Source organism: Polaribacter batillariae (genome assembly GCF_017498485.1).
Taxonomy (GTDB): domain Bacteria; phylum Bacteroidota; class Bacteroidia; order Flavobacteriales; family Flavobacteriaceae; genus Polaribacter; species Polaribacter batillariae.
The window spans coordinates 329,436-347,016 of record NZ_CP071795.1; the positions used below are offsets into that span (position 1 = coordinate 329,436).

19 protein-coding genes are annotated in these 17,581 nt (G+C 29.4%); 12 read left to right on the forward strand and 7 right to left on the reverse strand.

The features are described from left to right. From JL193_RS01485 to JL193_RS01515, 8 genes are all read left to right on the forward strand, one after another. On the forward strand, nucleotides 1–1,359 hold the full coding sequence (locus JL193_RS01485) for an HlyD family secretion protein (RefSeq protein ID WP_207972152.1): 1,359 nt from the start codon (nucleotides 1–3) through the stop codon (nucleotides 1,357–1,359). Nucleotides 1,360–1,364: 5 nt separating this feature from the next. Continuing rightward, the gene (locus JL193_RS17425; protein ID WP_367890020.1) at nucleotides 1,365–1,595 is read left to right on the forward strand and encodes a hypothetical protein; all 231 of its coding nucleotides are present in this window, start codon (nucleotides 1,365–1,367) and stop codon (nucleotides 1,593–1,595) included. Further along, entirely contained in the window at nucleotides 1,576–2,763 is a 1,188-nt protein-coding gene (locus JL193_RS01490) for a TolC family protein (protein ID WP_367890021.1), read from the forward strand. Before JL193_RS17425 ends, JL193_RS01490 begins: the two co-directional genes overlap by 20 nt. 466 nt (nucleotides 2,764–3,229) lie before the next feature. After that, nucleotides 3,230–3,415 (forward strand): hypothetical protein, encoded by a 186-nt coding sequence (locus JL193_RS01495; protein WP_207972153.1) that lies wholly within the window; start codon nucleotides 3,230–3,232, stop codon nucleotides 3,413–3,415. A gap of 336 nt (nucleotides 3,416–3,751) precedes the next feature. Next, nucleotides 3,752–4,384, forward strand: a complete 633-nt coding sequence (locus JL193_RS01500; protein ID WP_207972154.1) for a hypothetical protein — start codon at nucleotides 3,752–3,754, stop codon at nucleotides 4,382–4,384. Between the two features lie 2 nt (nucleotides 4,385–4,386). Beyond that, nucleotides 4,387–4,914, forward strand: a complete 528-nt coding sequence (locus JL193_RS01505; protein WP_207972155.1) for a TlpA family protein disulfide reductase — start codon at nucleotides 4,387–4,389, stop codon at nucleotides 4,912–4,914. Beyond that, on the forward strand, nucleotides 4,907–7,081 hold the full coding sequence (locus tag JL193_RS01510) for a peptidase domain-containing ABC transporter (RefSeq protein WP_207972156.1): 2,175 nt from the start codon (nucleotides 4,907–4,909) through the stop codon (nucleotides 7,079–7,081). The genes JL193_RS01505 and JL193_RS01510 overlap by 8 nt, the downstream gene beginning before the upstream one ends. A gap of 104 nt (nucleotides 7,082–7,185) precedes the next feature. Then, nucleotides 7,186–7,905, forward strand: coding sequence for a hypothetical protein (locus tag JL193_RS01515; RefSeq protein ID WP_207972157.1), 720 nt, complete (start codon nucleotides 7,186–7,188; stop codon nucleotides 7,903–7,905). Nucleotides 7,906–8,216: 311 nt separating this feature from the next. On the opposite strand, the gene JL193_RS17430 is transcribed toward JL193_RS01515, so the two are convergent. Further along, a complete protein-coding gene (locus JL193_RS17430; protein ID WP_367890022.1) occupies nucleotides 8,217–8,408 on the reverse strand; it encodes a helix-turn-helix transcriptional regulator in 192 nt (63 codons plus the stop codon). A gap of 52 nt (nucleotides 8,409–8,460) precedes the next feature. Here JL193_RS17430 and JL193_RS01525 point away from each other — a divergent pair, with 52 nt between their 5' ends. Next, the gene (locus tag JL193_RS01525) at nucleotides 8,461–8,880 is read left to right on the forward strand and encodes a hypothetical protein (RefSeq protein ID WP_207972158.1); all 420 of its coding nucleotides are present in this window, start codon (nucleotides 8,461–8,463) and stop codon (nucleotides 8,878–8,880) included. A gap of 109 nt (nucleotides 8,881–8,989) precedes the next feature. On the opposite strand, the gene JL193_RS01530 is transcribed toward JL193_RS01525, so the two are convergent. The 4 genes from JL193_RS01530 to JL193_RS01545 all read right to left on the reverse strand — a co-directional run bounded on the left by JL193_RS01530 (nucleotide 8,990) and on the right by JL193_RS01545 (nucleotide 12,765). After that, nucleotides 8,990–9,454, reverse strand: coding sequence for a MaoC family dehydratase (locus JL193_RS01530; protein WP_207972159.1), 465 nt, complete (start codon nucleotides 9,452–9,454; stop codon nucleotides 8,990–8,992). A gap of 3 nt (nucleotides 9,455–9,457) precedes the next feature. Further along, on the reverse strand, nucleotides 9,458–10,081 hold the full coding sequence (locus JL193_RS01535; RefSeq protein WP_207972160.1) for a trimeric intracellular cation channel family protein: 624 nt from the start codon (nucleotides 10,079–10,081) through the stop codon (nucleotides 9,458–9,460). A 1-nt stretch (nucleotide 10,082) separates the two neighbouring features. Beyond that, the gene (locus JL193_RS01540; RefSeq protein WP_207972161.1) at nucleotides 10,083–11,201 is read right to left on the reverse strand and encodes a DEAD/DEAH box helicase; all 1,119 of its coding nucleotides are present in this window, start codon (nucleotides 11,199–11,201) and stop codon (nucleotides 10,083–10,085) included. Between the two features lie 1,168 nt (nucleotides 11,202–12,369). Then, on the reverse strand, nucleotides 12,370–12,765 hold the full coding sequence (locus tag JL193_RS01545) for an acyl-CoA thioesterase (protein ID WP_207972162.1): 396 nt from the start codon (nucleotides 12,763–12,765) through the stop codon (nucleotides 12,370–12,372). 103 nt (nucleotides 12,766–12,868) lie between these two features. Between JL193_RS01545 and JL193_RS01550 the strand changes: the two genes are divergently transcribed. Both JL193_RS01550 and JL193_RS01555 read left to right on the forward strand, forming a co-directional pair. Continuing rightward, on the forward strand, nucleotides 12,869–14,206 hold the full coding sequence (locus tag JL193_RS01550; protein WP_207972163.1) for an MATE family efflux transporter: 1,338 nt from the start codon (nucleotides 12,869–12,871) through the stop codon (nucleotides 14,204–14,206). Between the two features lie 121 nt (nucleotides 14,207–14,327). Then, on the forward strand, nucleotides 14,328–14,894 hold the full coding sequence (locus JL193_RS01555) for a TetR/AcrR family transcriptional regulator (RefSeq protein ID WP_207972164.1): 567 nt from the start codon (nucleotides 14,328–14,330) through the stop codon (nucleotides 14,892–14,894). A gap of 49 nt (nucleotides 14,895–14,943) precedes the next feature. Here JL193_RS01555 and JL193_RS01560 read toward each other — a convergent pair whose 3' ends face one another. Next, nucleotides 14,944–15,618, reverse strand: coding sequence for a DUF2461 domain-containing protein (locus JL193_RS01560; RefSeq protein ID WP_207972165.1), 675 nt, complete (start codon nucleotides 15,616–15,618; stop codon nucleotides 14,944–14,946). Between the two features lie 215 nt (nucleotides 15,619–15,833). On the opposite strand from JL193_RS01560, the gene JL193_RS01565 reads away from it, so the two are divergent. After that, the gene (locus JL193_RS01565; RefSeq protein WP_207972166.1) at nucleotides 15,834–16,247 is read left to right on the forward strand and encodes a DUF1853 family protein; all 414 of its coding nucleotides are present in this window, start codon (nucleotides 15,834–15,836) and stop codon (nucleotides 16,245–16,247) included. On the opposite strand, the gene JL193_RS01570 is transcribed toward JL193_RS01565, so the two are convergent. Further along, the gene (locus tag JL193_RS01570; protein WP_207971324.1) at nucleotides 16,244–17,542 is read right to left on the reverse strand and encodes an IS1380 family transposase; all 1,299 of its coding nucleotides are present in this window, start codon (nucleotides 17,540–17,542) and stop codon (nucleotides 16,244–16,246) included. The two genes, JL193_RS01565 and JL193_RS01570, sit on opposite strands and share 4 nt — an antisense overlap. Nucleotides 17,543–17,581: the final 39 nt, after the last annotated feature.

A 17,581-nucleotide genomic window follows, 5' to 3' on the forward strand; every position in this document is an offset into this window, starting at 1 on the left:
ATGTTAAACATTTCTAACAATCAGATAAGTAAAAAAGTAGATTTAAAACAATTTAAATCTGGTCAAAAAATTTTTTCAAAAAAATATTATAAAGCATTTAATAAATTCTTGTTAGCCTTTGCTGTTATAGGTATTATTGTATTATTTTTACCTTGGACGCAAAATATTACCAGCCAAGGTATTGTAACGACTTTAACTCCAGATCAAAGACCACAAACCATACAATCGCAAATTCCTGGTAGAATCGAGCAATGGTTTGTACGTGAAGGAGATTATGTAAAAAAAGGAGATACTATTCTTAGAATTTCTGAAATAAAAAGCGAATATTTTGACGATCGTTTAATTGAAAGAACAAACGAGCAAATTAACGCAAAATCATCGTCGGTAAATGCATATCAAGAAAAAGTTAAAGCACTACAAAGACAAGTAGAAGCTCTAAAAAAAGAACGCCGTTTAAAATTAGAACAAACAAAAAACAAGTTATTACAGGCTCGATTAAAAGTACAAAGCGATAGCATTTCTTTTGAAGCCGCAAAAACAAACTTAAACATTGCTCAAAAACAATTTAACCGTACAGAAACATTACAAAAAGAAGGCTTAAAAGCTGTGGTAGATGTAGAACAAAAACGGTTGAAATTGCAAGAAACTCAGGCTAAATTAATTGCACAAGAAAATAAATTATTGGCCAGTAAAAACAAAGTAATAAATGCAAAATTAGAATTAACGAGAATTCACGCAACTTATACCGATAAGATTTCGAAAGCACAAAGCGATATTTATACTGCACAATCTAGCGGTTATGATGCAAAAGCACAAGTCTCTAAATTAGAAAACAGCAATACCAATTACAAAGTTAGAAACAGTCTTTTGTACGTTACTGCTCCACATAATGGATATATTAACAAAGCAATTAAAGGCGGTATTGGAGGCACGTTTAAAGAAGGAGAATCTTTGGTAGGTATTATGCCAGAAAAATACGATTTAGCTGTAGAAACTTATGTAAGACCAATCGATTTACCACTTTTACATATTGGAGAAAAAGTACGTGTACAGTTTGATGGTTGGCCAGCAATTGTGTTTTCTGGATGGCCCAATGTTTCGTACGGAACTTATGGTGCAAAAGTGGTTGCCATTGAGAATTTTATTAGTAATAACGGAAAGTACAGAGTTTTATTAGCACCAGATGAAAAAGACCACACTTGGCCAGAAGCCATAAGAGTTGGTTCTGGTGCAAAAACCATTGCTTTGTTAGAAGACGTACCAATTTGGTTCGAAATATGGAGACAGCTAAACAGCTTCCCTCCTAACTATTATCAACCAGAAAAGTCAGCGAAAGAAAAATCGAATTCTAAAAAATAATTTAGATGAGAAAACTAATTATATTACTATTTATCGTTTCATTTTCATCTTTAAAAGCACAAGAAGAAAGGGTTTCTGTAATGACACTTTCCGAATATTTAGGGTATGTAAAAACCTATCATCCTATTGTGAAGCAAGCCAATTTAATCATTAATAATAGTGAAGCAAAATTGCTAAAAGCAAGAGGTGCATTTGACCCAAAAATCGAAATAGATTATGCAAAAAAAACAATTTAAAGAAAAAGAATATTACAACAAATTAAATGGTGCTTTTAAAATACCAACATGGTATGGCATTGAGTTTAAAGCAAATTTCGAACAAAACAACGGTGTTTTTTTAAACCCAGAGAATAATGTTCCTTTAGATGGTTTGTACAGTGCTGGTGTTTCTGTTTCTTTAGCAAGAGGTTTACTTACCAACCAAAGAATGGCTTCTTTAAAACAAGCCAAATATTTTTTAGAACAAGCCAAAGAAGACCAACAAATAACTGTAAATACGATTTTATACAATGCTGCACTCTCTTATTTTAATTGGTTAAAAACCTATAATGAAAAAAAAGTTTATGACGATTTTTTAAACAATGCTAAAGTTCGTTTCGAAGCGACAAAAAGAGCTTTTCAAGAAGGCGAAAAACCTGCAATTGACACACTAGAAGCCGGAATTACCCTAAATACAAGAAAACTAAACTTAGAAAAAGCACGTATTAAATTGGTAAAATCGTCTTTAGAACTGTCTAACTTTTTATGGTTGAATGAAAACACTCCCATCGAATTGAAAGAAAATATAATTCCGGATGTAAATACTTTTAATACGATTGATAAAACCTTTAACATTGCACTTTTTAACAATGAAAATTTTAATATTGAAAACCATCCTAAAATAAAATCTTTGGTCTTTAAAATTAAAAGCTTAGATGTAGATAAACGTTTAAAAATGAATAATTTATTACCAAAAATAGATTTGCAGTATAATTTTATATCTCCAAATGGAAATCAAATAAATTCATTTAATACCAATAATTACAAAGCAGGAATTAATTTTAGTATGCCTTTGTTTGTTCGAAAAGAACGAGGAGATTTAAAGTTGGCAAAAATTAAATTACAAGACAAAAAACTAGAAAGCGAAACTGCCAAAGTGGTAATTAAAAACAAGATAGATGCCATTCAGAAAGAATTAAACTCATTTATCGTACAAAGTAATTTTACTGCCAATATTGTAAGAGATTATGGGGTTTTATTAAAGGCTGAAGAACGCAAATTCTTTTTAGGAGAAAGCTCTCTTTTTTTAGTAAATTACAGAGAAGAAAAATACATCGATTCTAAATTAAAAGCCATTAGCTTAGAAAATTCTTTCTTTAAATCGAAAGCAACGTTGTTTAAAGAGGCAGTTCTAAAAGCATTTTAGCTTTTTATATGTTTAAAATTTATAGCTCTGCATGGAGGTTTTACAATAAAATGTATTTAAAAATCAACGTTTTACAATCAAAGTTTTGGGCGAAAGTGTTATAAAAATTCCTTTCGTCTATGTGCTTTTGCGAAAAAAAAATACCACAAACCTTGCGTTTGTAAAATTAATCATCTTTCTCTAATGTAAAAAAATCATTTACTGGTATTTTAAAAATATTCGAGAACTTTAAAAGCTAAAACAGTAGATGGCAACAAGGCTTCCCACTCAAACGGTTGAAATAAAAAACGTAAAAACATTTTGATTTTTTAAAAATTATTTTATAGCTTTGGAAAGTTAGGAAAATTGCAATTTTACAACAACTACTTACTTATTAATTTATTAAAATTTTAGACGTTGGTTAAAACCATTCACAATTTCTAAAATTTAACTAAATATCGAATGGTATAACTTAAATTATTTTACTATGAATACATTAGAATTAAATCAAATGGAATTAGTTAATGCTGGTGAATGTGCATCTTGCGGTCAAGCAGTTGTTTTAGGAATGATGGGAGGATCAATTTTTGGAGGAATAGGATCTCTTGTTGTAGGAGCCTTAATTGCTCTTGGACCTAACTGTCTTGATTTGCAAGGAACAAATGCTTGTTAATATTAGTATTCAATAACCACTTTGGTTCTAAAATCAAAGTGGTGTTAAACTTTAAATTATGGATACATTTTTTGCTTTTTTGGAGTATAATTACAAAAAAACTTACCAACTTAATTTTTTTTACAAGAATGAGAAATTAATAATTAGAAATAATTACTACTCATTCAAATTAATAAAGTTGGAAAACAATAGCTACAGACTGTTTCATATATGGAAATTAGGAATATTACATCTATTATTTAAAAAACAATACAAAAATATGAATGATTTATATGACTCAATCATAGAATATTGTAAAAAAAATCGTGTTAATATTTCAGAAATTCATTACAATAAATGATTAAAAAAAACATACTGCTTTTTCTTATACTTTCAATTTTAACATTATTCTTATCTTTTTTATTGAAATATTTTTTAGAAATTAATGAATTGATATCGATTTCTTTAGCTGAACAATTTTCAAAAGAACAGTTGCAAGAAGTTACGTCATATAATAATAAGGCTGAAAAACTTATTTATATTTTCACTCCTCTCTTTCTTTTTGTTAAAGTTTCTATTATAGCTGCAATAATTGATGCAGGCTGTTTCTTTTTTGGGAAAGAAATTAAGTACAAAAAGCTCTTTACTATTGTAGTAAAAGCAGAATTTATCTTTTTACTAGTTATAGTATTTAAAATAGTTTGGTTTTGCTTCTTTCAAATAAATTACACATTACAAGATTTACAATATTTCTATCCATTATCAGCATTAAACATTGTTGGATATCAAGGTTTAGAAAGTTGGTTTATCTATCCATTTCAAGTGCTAAACCTATTTGAAGTTGCTTATTGGTTCATTCTAGCATATTTAATAGGTAAAGAAATTAATGATACAACAGATAAAGGGTTTTTAATAGTAGCAAGCAGTTATGGTGTCGGCTTATTAATTTGGGTAGTTGGTGCAATGTTTTTAACCTTAAATATGAGTTAATTATGAACAAAAGAAAAGTACTTTTTATTATTATTTTAAGTATTATTAGTTTAATTTCTTATTTAGGTTACAATGTAATTTCAAAAGCCAAAGAAAAAAGTCAAATTGCAAAACAAATACAAACCATTCCAAAGTTTGAATTACAAACTTTAAATAGTACTTCCTTCTCAAATACAGACTTAAAACAAAACACTTCTACAATCTTCATTTACTTCAACAGTGATTGTGACTTTTGTCATCACGAAGCTAAAAGTGTTAGTCAAAATTTAAAAAATTTCAAAAATGTTCAATTTATTTTTGTTTCTTTTGAAGAAACAGAGGCAATCAAAAAATTTGTAGAATTGTATAAATTAGATAATCAAGAAAATATTATCTTTTTAGAAGACAAAAAAGGAGTGTTCTCTACTACTTTTAATGCCAATTCTATTCCGTATATTCTAATCTATGATAAAAATAACAACTTAATTAAAAAACACAAAGGGCAACTAAACGCAAACGGAATTTTAAGGGTATTAAATCAAAATGACTAAAAAAACGAACCTATCTCAAAAACACTTACAGCAAACTTTTAAATTTCAACAAGACCAATCAGACTGTGGTGTAGCCTGTTTATTATCAATCATTCAATATTATGACGGCACTAATTCTTTAGAAAATTTAAGAGAGTTAAGTGGCACAACAAAACAAGGTACAACCTTGTTAGGTTTGTATCAAGCAGCTAATAAATTAGGTTTTACTGCACAAGGTAATGAAGCCGATATACAAGCAGTTATTGACCATAAAGAACCCTTAATACTTCACGTTGTTATTGAGGAACGTTTACAGCATTATGTGGTTTGTTATGGATATGAGAATAACAAATTCATTATTGGCGACCCAGCAAAAGGCATTACAACTTACACAAAAGAGCAATTACAAAAAATTTGGAAATCCAAAACCTGTTTAATACTTAAACCTAATGCAGATTTTGTAAAAACCGAAACCCAAAACAAAAACAAAAAGCAATGGTTTTTAAAATTGCTTAAAGAAGATTATCGCTTAATTTCATTTAGTGTGTTGTTAGGTTTAGGTATTGCCATTTTGGGTATGGCAATGGCGATTTTTTCACAAAAATTAATAGACGATATTTTACCTTCAAAAGATTTCACTAAATTAATTACAGGTATTATTTTAGTTGCCTTTCTTTTATTAATTAGAGTATTATTTACAGCATTAAGAGACTTTTTCTTAATCACACAATCTAAAGACTTTAATAACAGAATTATAGACAGCTTTTACACTTCCCTATTGCATTTACCAAAACCATTTTTTGATACTCGTAAAATAGGAGAATTAGTTGCAAGGTTAAATGACACACAACGTGTTCAACGTGTCATAAGTCAAATTATTGGTAATGTTGCCATAAACGTATTAGTTACTATTGTTTCTTTAGGCTTTTTATTCTTTTATTCTTGGCAAACAGGTTTAATAGCTTCTGTTAGTTTACCATTTTACTTTTTATTAATTTATAGTTTTAATAAACGTATTATCAATGCACAGAAAGAAGTGATGCAAGGGTATGCTTTTAATGAAAGTAATTATATAACTTCCATACAAGGTATTGCAACTATTAAAAATAATAACAGACAATCCATCTTTCAAAAAATTAACCAATTAATTTATGGCAACTTTCAACAGAAAGTATTTAATCTTGGTAAAATAAATGTTCGTTTATCTATATTTTCAGGTGTTTTTAGTGTATTGTTTTTAATTGGTATTTTAGTCTACACTTCAACACAGGTTTATAATGAAGTTATGCAATTAGGAGAATTAATGGCAATTTTAGGTATTGCAGGTTCATTGCTACCCTCTGTTGCAAGTTTAGCATTAATTACAATACCAATTAACGAAGCCAAAGTAGCATTTAACAGAATGTATGAGTTTACTTCAATAGAAGAAGAAAATAGAGGAAATATTTTATTATCAGAATTCAATTCTTTAGAAATTAAAAACCTTTCATTTCGTTTTGCGGGTAGGAAAGAACTCTTTAAAAATATTAATATATCAGTAAACAAAAATAAATGTATTGCCATTGTTGGAGAAAGCGGAAGTGGCAAAAGTACATTAGGTCAAGTTTTACAAAAATTCTATCCTTTTGAAAACGGGACAATAATGATAAATAATCAATTTAATCTTCCAAATATAAATACAGAAGATTGGCGTAATATTATTGGTATTATCCCACAAGACATTACAATATTTAATGGGAATGTAATCACAAATATTTTATTAGGTAAAGAAGATACACCTAAAAATATTGAGAAATTTTGTAAACAATATGGCTTTACAGAATTTATAAATACTTTACCTCAAGGCTTTGCTACAATTTTAGGAGAAGAAGGTATTAATTTGTCTGGTGGTCAAAAACAAATCATAGCATTAATGAGAGTTTTATACAAAAAACCTCAATTATTGTTATTAGATGAATTTACTTCTGCAATGGATAGAAAAACAGAAAAGTTTGTTTTAAACCTATTAAAGAAACTAAAATCTGAAATAACTATTATTTTCATATCTCATAGACTACACTCATTACCTCAAATTGCAGACACCATTTATGTATTAGAAAACGGAGTAATTTCTAATTTTGGTAATCACAAAAAACTAATGGAAACTACTAATTTTTATAGCGATTTTTGGAAAGAACTTACCGCTTAATACTACATAATAAAAACTTTACTTGCTCATTATCAACAAAAAACACAATATCCTTTTAAAAGAATTCGTTATATTTACAATAATAACTTTTAAAAATTAAAAAAATGAGCAAACAATATGAAACAGGAAATGCAAAAAATGTAGCTAATCTTCAAAAACTAATTGAACAAGTTACAGTATATACTGCATACAATCCACCAGTCGATAATTTAAAAATTGTAAATCTAAATACTTTATATACCAATTCTTTAAATGCAATTACAGAAGTAGAAGAAAAAAGAAATGCGAATAAAAATGCGATACATACAAGACAGCAAGCATATTTGAATTTAAAATCTACTTCTACAAGAATTATCAATCAATTAGAAATTTTAGGGCTTTCAGAAGGTGTTTTGGCACAAGCAAAATCTTTAAATAATTTAATACAAGGTAGTAAAAAGAAAAAGAAGGAAGTAGATAAAGAAACAGGAGAGGAAAAGAAAACAGCTTCTACCTCTCGTCAATCTTACACGCAATTAGCAGATAATTTTTCTAAAATTTTACAATTATTAGCTACAATACCAACATACAATCCAAATTTAGAAGAATTAAAATTAGTAAATCTAACAGCTTATCATACAACTTTAGTAGAAAGTACAAAAAATGTAGATATTACAGAAGCCGAATTAAATACGAAACTAATAGAAAGAAATAAAATTCTATATGAAAACGGAACAGGCTTATATGCAATTGCTCAAAATGTAAAAAAATATGTAAAAAGTATATATGGTGCAACCTCGCCTGAATATTCTAACATCTCAAAAATAAAATTTACATCAAGTTAATATAAAACTAACAAACCATTTTATAAATATATCAATCAAATTTTATATTCTTTCAACCAAAAGTATGAAAGTAATAACTTGAAAATATGTTTTATTAATCAATTTTAGTAATTGAATAGCCTGTATTATAAATATGTCAATCAAATTTGAGAATTAAATAATCTGAATTAATAATTGAACAAAGTAAAATCCAAATGTAACACCCAGTTGCCAACAATGTATAAAATTAATTGCTGTTAATAGCCTATTTACGAAAATACTCGCATTCTTTTTATTCTGTTTTTATTTATAAAATTTACTACTTAAACCACTCAACTAATCTTATACAAACACGATGGAGCATACCTATTCTTTTCAATAGAATTAATGGTTTGCCTTGAGACTCCAATCTTTTTAGCCAAATCGTCTTGTTTAAATCTATAATGGCACGTTGTACTTTTAGCGTATTTTTCATATTTATACAATCTTTTAATTGCCAAAACACCATTCTTTTTTACATGCAAACTATTTTTTTATTACTTTTATTAAAAAATCAATTCACTAAACTTTTTTATTATGACAACAAATTCTACCAAACCGAGTACTGCCTTTTGGATTATTGGCGTACTTGCACTTTTATGGAATCTTATGGGCGTAGTTGCTTATTTGTTTCAAGCTTTTGTAACCGAAGAAATGATTGCAAAATTACCTGAAGAACAACAAGCAGAACTTTTAATAGAACATCCTGCTTGGTTAACAGCACTTTTTGCTTTGGCTGTTTTTGGAGGCTTTTTAGGATGCATTTTTTTACTTGCTAAAAAGAAAGTTGCGTATTATTTATTTCTTCTTTCCGGAATTTGTGCAACCATACAGCAAATTTACCTACTATCTACCGTAAAAGTTAATAGTTTTGTAATGCCTATCTTGGTAATTATTGTTTGCATTTTCTTAATTTGGTATTCTAAGAAATGTATTGCAGATGGTTTTTTAAAATAACCTTATACCATTTAAAATTACTGGTATTATTCTTCTTTTAAGAAAAAACCTTATTGATTTTTAAATCAATGAGGTTTTTTTTAATTTTTACAGCTAATAGTTTCTAAAATTACTCGTACAAAACACATAAAAACTCAGCAACACATGCAGGTTTTTCTTGTCCATTAATTTCTATCAAACAAGAAAATGTAATTTTAATGCCATTATTGTCTAATGTTTCTATTTCTTTTACTTCAGCAAGCATTCGTAATAGACTATTTACGGGAACAGGATTTGGAAAACGAACTTTATTCAACCCATAATTTAAGCCCATTTTTACACTTTTTATCACAAATAAACCTTCTAATAATTTAGAAATCATAGCAACAGACATAAAACCATGGGCAATAGTACTTTTAAAAGGCGACTCTTTTTTAGCTCTTTCTTTATCGATATGAATCCATTGTTTGTCTAACGTTGCGTTTGCAAAATCATTAATCATTTCTTGGGTAACTGTGTACCAATTTCCTGTTGGCAACTGCTTACCAACCATGGTTGTAAACTCTTTAAGATTTTCGAACACTAATGGTTTCATAAACTAACTTTTAGTAAATAAATCGTCTTTAATTTTTGGCAATTCTAATTCGAATTTTACGGCAACAACTCTTATAATAATAATGATAGCAGCAGAAATAATAAAAATTATATTCTCTGGCATGTGAACATAACTTAATACTAAATAAGAAATTCCGCCAGCCAAACATGCAGAAGCATAAATTTCTTTTTGAAAAATTAACGGAATTTTATTTGTTAAAACATCACGTAAAACGCCCCCAAAGACAGCCGAAATCATTCCCATTATTAATGCAATAATTGGATGCAGGTCGTAAGAAAGTCCTTTTTCTAAACCCAATAAGGTAAACACACTAATACCCACTGTATCAAATAAAAACATGGTTTTGCTTAAGTGAGCTATTTTACTTTTAAAAAGAAAAGTAAATACTACTGCTGCAAAAATTACAAATAGGTAGTTTAAATCTCCAATCCAATTGATAGGATGCGCATTTATTAAAACGTCACGCAGCATTCCACCTCCAACCGCAGTTACAAAAGCGATGATTAAAACGCCAAATAAATCGAACTTTTTATCGGAAGCGACCAATGCACCACTGATGGCAAACGCAAAAGTTCCTAAGATATCTAAAACGTAAATAAGACTCATTTTAAACTTTAAGTTCTGTGAATTTTATGTTTAATTCTTTTTGAATTTGATACATTTTTTCCAATTCGCTAGGTAAAATAAAAGCAATAGAATTTCCTGTTTTTCCTGCTCTAGCAGTTCTTCCACTTCTATGCGTATAATATTCTAACTGTTCTGGTAATTGATGATGAATGATAAATTCTAAGCCTCTTACATCTATTCCTCTTGCAGAAACATCTGTAGAAATTAAATATTGTATGTTTCCGTTTTTAAAAGCTCTCATTGCTTTTTCACGATCTCTTTGTTGCATATCGCCTTCCAAAGCACCTACAGAAAAACCTTCTTCTTTTAATTGATTGTACAAGTTTTGCACCCCTAATTTGGTTCTACAAAAAATAATTCCTCTTTCTGTACCTCGTTTTTCGATATAAGAAATAATATCGTTTGTTTTTTGTTTTATTGAAGTTTTAATATATTGATGTCTAATATTCTCGTTCACTAAAGTATTTTTATTAATTTCTACTCTAGGCGCGCTAGAATTCATATACGTTTTAATAATTCGCTGAATTTCATCTGGCATTGTTGCAGAAAACAACCAAGTATTTCTTTTTCCTGTGGTAAATTTTAAAATTCGATTTAAATCTTGTTTAAATCCCATAGACAACATTTCATCAGCTTCGTCTAAAACCAAGGTTTTTATTTTACTAATGTCAATTTCTCCACGTTCAATTAAATCGACCAATCTTCCTGGAGTTGCAATTACAACATGGGTTTTTCTTTTTAATTTACCAATTTGAATCTCAATTTTTTCGCCACCATAAACAGCTTCTAAAAAGATTTTCTCTTTGCAGTATTTTGTATATTTAAATAGTTGCTTTTTAATTTGTTGCACCAATTCTCTTGTAGGCGATAAAACTAAAGCCTGAATTTCGTCTTTATCAGCATCAATAGCATGTAAAATAGGCAAACCAAAAGCAGCCGTTTTACCAGTTCCTGTTTGTGCCAAACCTACAAAATCGGTTTTTGAATTTAATAAAATAGGAATTGCTTTTTCTTGAATTTCTGAAGGAACTTTAATTCCTAATTCTTTTAATCCTTGTAAGTATTCTTTTTTAATTCCTAGCGCTAAAAATGTAGACATAATGTATCTTTCTAATATATCTTGCAAAGATACTTTTATTGAAGGGAATAATTAAGAAAGTGTTTCAATAGATTTTTTATCACAAAAAATAAACTTAAAATGTCTTTTCGACCTTGTGGAGAAATCTTACAATGCAAAGATTCCTCGATTTCGCTATGGCTTCACTCGGAATGACAAAAGAATGTCATTTCGACCTTAAAATGTCATTTCGACCTTGTGGAGAAATCTTGAACATAAATTCGAATTTGATTCGTAAGATTTCTCGATTCCACTTCGTTTCACTCGAAATGACATTTCAAACTCCTGCAAGGTTTCCAAAAACCTTGTAGGTATAAAAAGCAACGAATTGATAACATCTAAAAATCAAAAAATAAACTCAAATGTCATTTCGACCTTGTGGAGAAATCTTACAATGCAAAGACTCCTCGATTTCGCTATGGCTTCACTCGGAATGACAAAAGAATGTCATTTCGACCTTGTGGAGAAATCTTGAACATAAATTCGAATTTGATTTGTAAGATTTCTCGATTCCACTTTGTTTCACTCGAAATGACATCCCAAAATCCTGCAAGGTTTTAAAAACCTTGTAGGTATAAAAAGCAACGAATTGATAACATCTAAAAATCAAAAAATAAACTCAAATGTCATTTCGACCTTGTGGAGAAATCTTACAATGCAAAGATTCCTCGATTTCGCTATGGCTTCACTCGGAATGACAAAAGAATGTCATTTCGACCTTAAAATGTTATTTCGACCTTGTAGAGAAAACTTGAATATAAATTCGGATTTGATTTGTAAGATTTCTCGATTCCACTTCGTTTCACTCGAAATGACATTTCAAACTCCTGCAAGGTTTCCAAAAACCTTGTAGGTATAAAAAGCAACGAATTGATAACAACCAAAAATCAAAAAATAAACTCAAATGTCATTTCGACCTTGTGGAGAAATCTTACAATGCAAAGATTCCTCGATTTCGCTATGGCTTCACTCGGAATGACAAAAGAATGTCATTTCGACCTTAAAATGTTATTTCGACCTTGTGGAGAAAACTTGAATATAAATTCGGATTTGATTTGTAAGATTTCTCGATTCCACTTTGTTTCACTCGAAATGACATTCCAAAATCCTGCAAGGTCAAAAAAAGACCTTGCAGGAAAAAAAATCATCTCTATTTATCAGGATACAAAACAGCTAAAACATCTTCTCTAATTCTTGCTGGTTTGTATGTTTTTTTATCTAACATTCCCCAAACTGTTTTTGCTTTCACTAATAATTCATCATTTTTATAAAATTCCATCAAACGTTCAGATTTAAAACCTCTGGTCTCTCCTACCCACGTTTTTACGGTTATTTTATCACCTAAAACAGCTTGTTTTAAATATTCGATCTCGTGTTTTAAAACCACCCAAATATATTGTTTCAAAGGATCTTCTTTGGTTAAAAAAGTCCAATGTTCAAAAGCAACAGTATCCATCCATTTTACATAAACCACATTGTTTACATGATTTAAATCGTCTAAATCTTCTGATTTTACCTTAAATTTAAATTCGAAAACAGACTTCATAATTTAATTTTCTACAAACTTAAAAATTTAAATAACTTTATAATAACAATTGCTGTTTCAATTTAGATAAAACAGTTTATAATTACGTTCTTTGTACTTTCTTATGAACAAATTTGCAAGTAACTTAGGTACAGAAAAAATTAGCAAATTATTGATTAAACAAGCAGTTCCTGCCACTATTGGAATTCTTGTAATGTCTTTAAATATGATTGTCGATACCATTTTTGTTGGACAATGGATTGGTGTTTTGGCAATTGCTGCAATTACTGTGGTTTTGCCAATTGCCTTTTTAATTTCTTCGATTGGAATGGGAATTGGAATTGGAGGAAGTTCTATCATATCAAGAGCTTTAGGCGCAAATAAATTTGAAAAAGCTTTTTTAACGTTTGGAAATCAAATTTGTTTAACCGTAATTTTAGCCATTCTTTTTGTAACTCTTGGTAACGTTTTTGGTGTTCCTATCTTAAATTTATTCGGTGCAAAAGGAGCTATTTTACCCATTGCGTCCGATTATTTTGGCGTAATTATTTATGGAGTTCCTTTTTTGGCTTTTGCAATGATGGGAAACCCTGTAATAAGAGCCGAAGGAAAACCAAAATTCGCCATGTATGCAATGATGGTTCCTGCAGTTTTAAATATTCTTTTAGATGTATTATTTATAAAAATTTTTAATTGGGGTATGTGGGGTGCAGGTTTGGCTACTTCGCTATCTTTTGCGAGTTGCGGATTGTACATTTTATTTTTCTTTTTCTCTTCTAAAAGTGAATTAAAAATAATTGCGAAAAACTTTAAGTTAGATTTTAATATTGTTCGAGAAATTGTTGAATTAGGTGGAGTTTCTGTGGTAAGACAGGGTGCCATTAGCATTTTAATGATTGTTTTAAATTACTCTCTTTTTACTTATGGAGGCGAAATTTCAATAGCCGTTTTCGGAATTATAAACAGGGTTATGATGTTTGCGTTATCTCCGGTTTTAGGGGTTTCTCAAGGATTTTTACCAGTTGCTGGCTATAATATTGGCGCAGAAAAAAATGATAGAGTTAAAGAAACCATTAAAAAGTCCATTTATTTTGGATCTATAATTGGCACTATTATTTTTATTGGAATCGTGCTATTTAAAGAACAAATTATATGGATTTTTACCAACGATGCAACTTTGCTAAACAAAACTCCAAATGCAATGCTCATTGTTTTTTTAGTTACCCCAATTGTAACCATGCAATTAATTGGTTCTGCTTATTTTCAAGCAGCAGGAAAAGCATTTCCTGCGCTATTTTTAACACTGTTAAAACAAGGAATTTTCTTAATTCCTTTGGCATATTTTTTACCAATGTATTATGGCGTAAATGGAGTTTGGTGGTCTTTTCCTATTGCAGATACCTTATCTACATTAATTACCATTTGGGTTTTAAAAAGAGAAGTAGATAAAAATTTACAATAGAACTTTCTTTTTGTTAATATTCTTTTTATAAAATAATTTTCTTTTTACATTTTAAATTAAATTAATGCTTATTTTAGTAAACTAGACCTGTTATTAATTTTGAAATGATAGTTTCAATTCTATGTCGAAAAACACTTCCTTTAATAAAACAAAGATTTTAACTAAAGTTACACAACTTTTTTATACCAAAGGCTATTGTGCAACTTCTATGCAAGAAATTGTAGAAGTAAGTCATTTAAATAGGTCTAGCCTTTACAATACTTTTGGCAGTAAATTAGAATTGTTTATCGAGTGTTTTTATACTTGCGAAACAAAATATAGAAGAGACATTCAAAAAATAATGATGGCTTCTACAAATCCTCTAAAAACAATCCGAGAAATTTTAGAACTCTCTATAAACGAATCTATTAACGGGTATTTAATTCCGAATTATATTTCTGAAACTAAAAATAAGGAGCCTCAAATTCTTAAATTGATAAAAAATCAACAGGCCTATTTATTAGATTTATTTGAAGATATTGTAAAAAGAGGACAAGGTTTAGGAGCCATAAATAATAGTAAATCTAGCAAACAGTATGCGAATTATTTGTTAACCTCTTATCAAGGATTACAAATCTTAAAAAGCTTTCCAGAAAATGATTACAAGCTACAAAATGTTATTTACGATATTATTTCTGTAATAGAATAAGTTTTTTTATTCTGAAACAATCGTTCTAAAAACATGTTTCCTACAAATTTTAAACCATTCGTTCTCCGTTTAAATTGGTGGTTAAAATATCGCTAAATAAGTTAAAAAACGGACGTAAAGCTTTGAAACTTTTATCTACTTCTTGCACAAAATTAGATGATAAAACTTCTTCATCCGTAAAATTTTTAGTGGCGATAAACCCTTTTTTTCTTAATAAATCTGCATCTGGGTGCTCTTTGTCGAAACCTCTTGGAGCTGTTTTTAATTCGCTAAAACTGTCGAATTTTCCACCAAAATGTTTTTGATAATTTTTCTCTTCTAAAATGGCTTTAATTTCTGATGCATCTAATTCTATTTCTTTACGAATTCGAAATAAATCTTCTTTATTGGGTTCCCAAAATCCGCCCGCTAAAAAAGATTCTCCTGGTCTAATTCTTAAAAAATAACCACCTCTTAATTCTTTTCCTAATCTTGAATAGGAATTTGCAAAGTGAGGTTTATAAGGTGTTTTATCTTTAGAAAAACGAACATCTCTATAAATACGCATCATTTTAGATTTCTCTATTTCGTCATGTTTTTGAAGATTTAGATGAATTTCTGCAAACACGTTCTTGGCATTTTGTTGGGCTTTTAAATAGGTTTCTTTATGAGCTGCAAACCAATCTCTGTCGTTGTTGTTTTTTAAGTCTTCTAAGTATTTTAATGTAGATTTTTCGATTTGCATTTTTTAAGAATTTAGAGGTTAAATTTACGAATATTTATGTAGAAAATAGATTGAAAAAAAGTAAAAAAGACACAGGTTTTATAGATTACACGAATTTTAAAAAATCTAACAATCTTTTAGTTTGTTAATTTATATAATACAATTTGATGATTTTTTTGATTCACGGTTTACAAAATTTTAATGCTGTAACTTTGCTGAATTGATATAGAGCTTTAATGCACGAGAAAACAACAAAAATTCAGAATAGATATGATGGTTTTTTACAAACAGATTGTTTGTGGACTGGCAATACTGTTTATGGTTTCAATCAATTTAAAGTAAAAAATAAATTTGTGAAAATCGATATTGAGATGAACGAAAACCTACGACTTGGCAAGTATGTAGAGCGTTTTGTTTCTTTTCAAATCTCACAAGAAAATAATATAGAAATTCTTGCAGAAAACATTCAAATTCAGCAAGAAAAAAGAACTTTAGGAGAATTGGATTGTATTTTGTTAAAAGATAATAAGCCGATTCATTTAGAAGTTATTTATAAATTTTATTTGTATGATGCCACTACTGGAGCTTCAGAAATTGAACATTTTATCGGTCCGAATAGAAAAGATTCTTTATCCCGCATTATGCATTAGGAATACACAAAAGGAGGACTTAAATCATTAATTTGGGAAAATAAGCCATCCATCCAAGGTCTTTTTTTAGTGTTTAAAGCAATCTTTAAGACCTTTCTGTTAGCATGATTTACTGTCCAAGCTCCTAATGCAAAGCAATAGACTTTTAGGGTTTTTAAAGTTGCTCGATTATGATGATTTAAGGCAAAATGTCTAAACAAACTCATTAGGTTATAAGCCACCATAATGAATCTAAAGGAAGCCTCAGTTGCCCAAAAATCCTTTAAACAAAAGTTATCTAATCCAAAGTCTTCTTTGAGTTCTTTGATTCTGTTTTCACAATCAGCTCTGGTGTTGTAGATATTCCAAACTTGGTCTAGCGGTAAATCTAGATTGGTTACATAGCAACTAAAACGATAACCAGGCAGATCATCAAAAAGTAATTTTCCAGCTGCTTTTGGACGATCTTCTACTTTCTTTTTTATGACAATATAGCGCCTTGACTTACCATCTGTATGGTTAAAAATCATCTCATTAAGCTCAATTCCTTTTGTGAGTTCTATCCAATTATCCAAACCCCAAACTGCATTTTTTATATTTGGGTACATACGTGCTGCCATAATGTAATTGAGTTGTTTGCCTTCTAGATAATCTAATAAATCTTGTGTGTAAAAACCACTATCTGCACGAACTAAACCAACTCTTTTGTCCTTTAAAGCTTCATTGAAGGTTTCTTCCATAAACTCTTTACAGCTACTACTATCTGCTGTATTGCCTGGTCTTAACCAAGCATTGGCAACCATTCTGGTTTGGCTTACAAAGGCCATTAATGGGTGATGTGAGTTCCTGCCTTTTTTATTGGGATTATAACCTTTTGCGCTACCTTGTTGCTCTCCATATCTTGTAATAACTGTGCTATCAAAATCTATAGTTAAGTTGTCAACATCTAATTGCTTGAAAAACCAATGTTGCAACTTTGGAAATACTTCTGTATTGCGCTTTTGAGAAAACTTGCCAAAAAAACGACTATAGGTACTTTGTGATGGCATACGATTCCATCCAAAAATATCTTGCAATGTGCTATCATAACGTAACCAATCACAATGGATATAACGAGAAGCTCCTGTCCAAATACTCAACCAAAAAGCTTCAGTTATATGTGCAGGATTATAACCTGCATTAGAGCTTGGTTGAGGTAAATCTAATTGTGCTAGTTGTTCTCTAATTTCTGTTTGATCAATAAAACGCTTCATTAAGCTCATCCCTCCAAAAGGGGTGACTTTCTTACTTGAATACTCAATAGGGAGATTAACCATTTGGGTTATGTGTTAAATTCGCTATAAAGCTAATAATCA

Bases quoted from the DNA above. Each gene is read 5' to 3' on its own strand.
- JL193_RS01485 (WP_207972152.1), top strand. From the start codon at position 1: ATGTTAAACATTTCTAACAATCAGATAAGTAAAAAAGTAGATTTAAAA.
- JL193_RS17425 (WP_367890020.1), top strand. From the start codon at position 1,365: ATGAGAAAACTAATTATATTACTATTTATCGTTTCATTTTCATCTTTA.
- JL193_RS01490 (WP_367890021.1), top strand. From the start codon at position 1,576: ATGCAAAAAAAACAATTTAAAGAAAAAGAATATTACAACAAATTAAAT.
- JL193_RS01495 (WP_207972153.1), top strand. From the start codon at position 3,230: ATGAATACATTAGAATTAAATCAAATGGAATTAGTTAATGCTGGTGAA.
- JL193_RS01500 (WP_207972154.1), top strand. From the start codon at position 3,752: ATGATTAAAAAAAACATACTGCTTTTTCTTATACTTTCAATTTTAACA.
- JL193_RS01505 (WP_207972155.1), top strand. From the start codon at position 4,387: ATGAACAAAAGAAAAGTACTTTTTATTATTATTTTAAGTATTATTAGT.
- JL193_RS01510 (WP_207972156.1), top strand. From the start codon at position 4,907: ATGACTAAAAAAACGAACCTATCTCAAAAACACTTACAGCAAACTTTT.
- JL193_RS01515 (WP_207972157.1), top strand. From the start codon at position 7,186: ATGAGCAAACAATATGAAACAGGAAATGCAAAAAATGTAGCTAATCTT.
- JL193_RS01525 (WP_207972158.1), top strand. From the start codon at position 8,461: ATGACAACAAATTCTACCAAACCGAGTACTGCCTTTTGGATTATTGGC.
- JL193_RS01530 (WP_207972159.1), bottom strand. From the start codon at position 9,454: ATGAAACCATTAGTGTTCGAAAATCTTAAAGAGTTTACAACCATGGTT.
- JL193_RS01535 (WP_207972160.1), bottom strand. From the start codon at position 10,081: ATGAGTCTTATTTACGTTTTAGATATCTTAGGAACTTTTGCGTTTGCC.
- JL193_RS01540 (WP_207972161.1), bottom strand. From the start codon at position 11,201: ATGTCTACATTTTTAGCGCTAGGAATTAAAAAAGAATACTTACAAGGA.
- JL193_RS01545 (WP_207972162.1), bottom strand. From the start codon at position 12,765: ATGAAGTCTGTTTTCGAATTTAAATTTAAGGTAAAATCAGAAGATTTA.
- JL193_RS01550 (WP_207972163.1), top strand. From the start codon at position 12,869: ATGAACAAATTTGCAAGTAACTTAGGTACAGAAAAAATTAGCAAATTA.
- JL193_RS01555 (WP_207972164.1), top strand. From the start codon at position 14,328: ATGTCGAAAAACACTTCCTTTAATAAAACAAAGATTTTAACTAAAGTT.
- JL193_RS01560 (WP_207972165.1), bottom strand. From the start codon at position 15,618: ATGCAAATCGAAAAATCTACATTAAAATACTTAGAAGACTTAAAAAAC.
- JL193_RS01565 (WP_207972166.1), top strand. From the start codon at position 15,834: ATGCACGAGAAAACAACAAAAATTCAGAATAGATATGATGGTTTTTTA.
- JL193_RS01570 (WP_207971324.1), bottom strand. From the start codon at position 17,542: ATGGTTAATCTCCCTATTGAGTATTCAAGTAAGAAAGTCACCCCTTTT.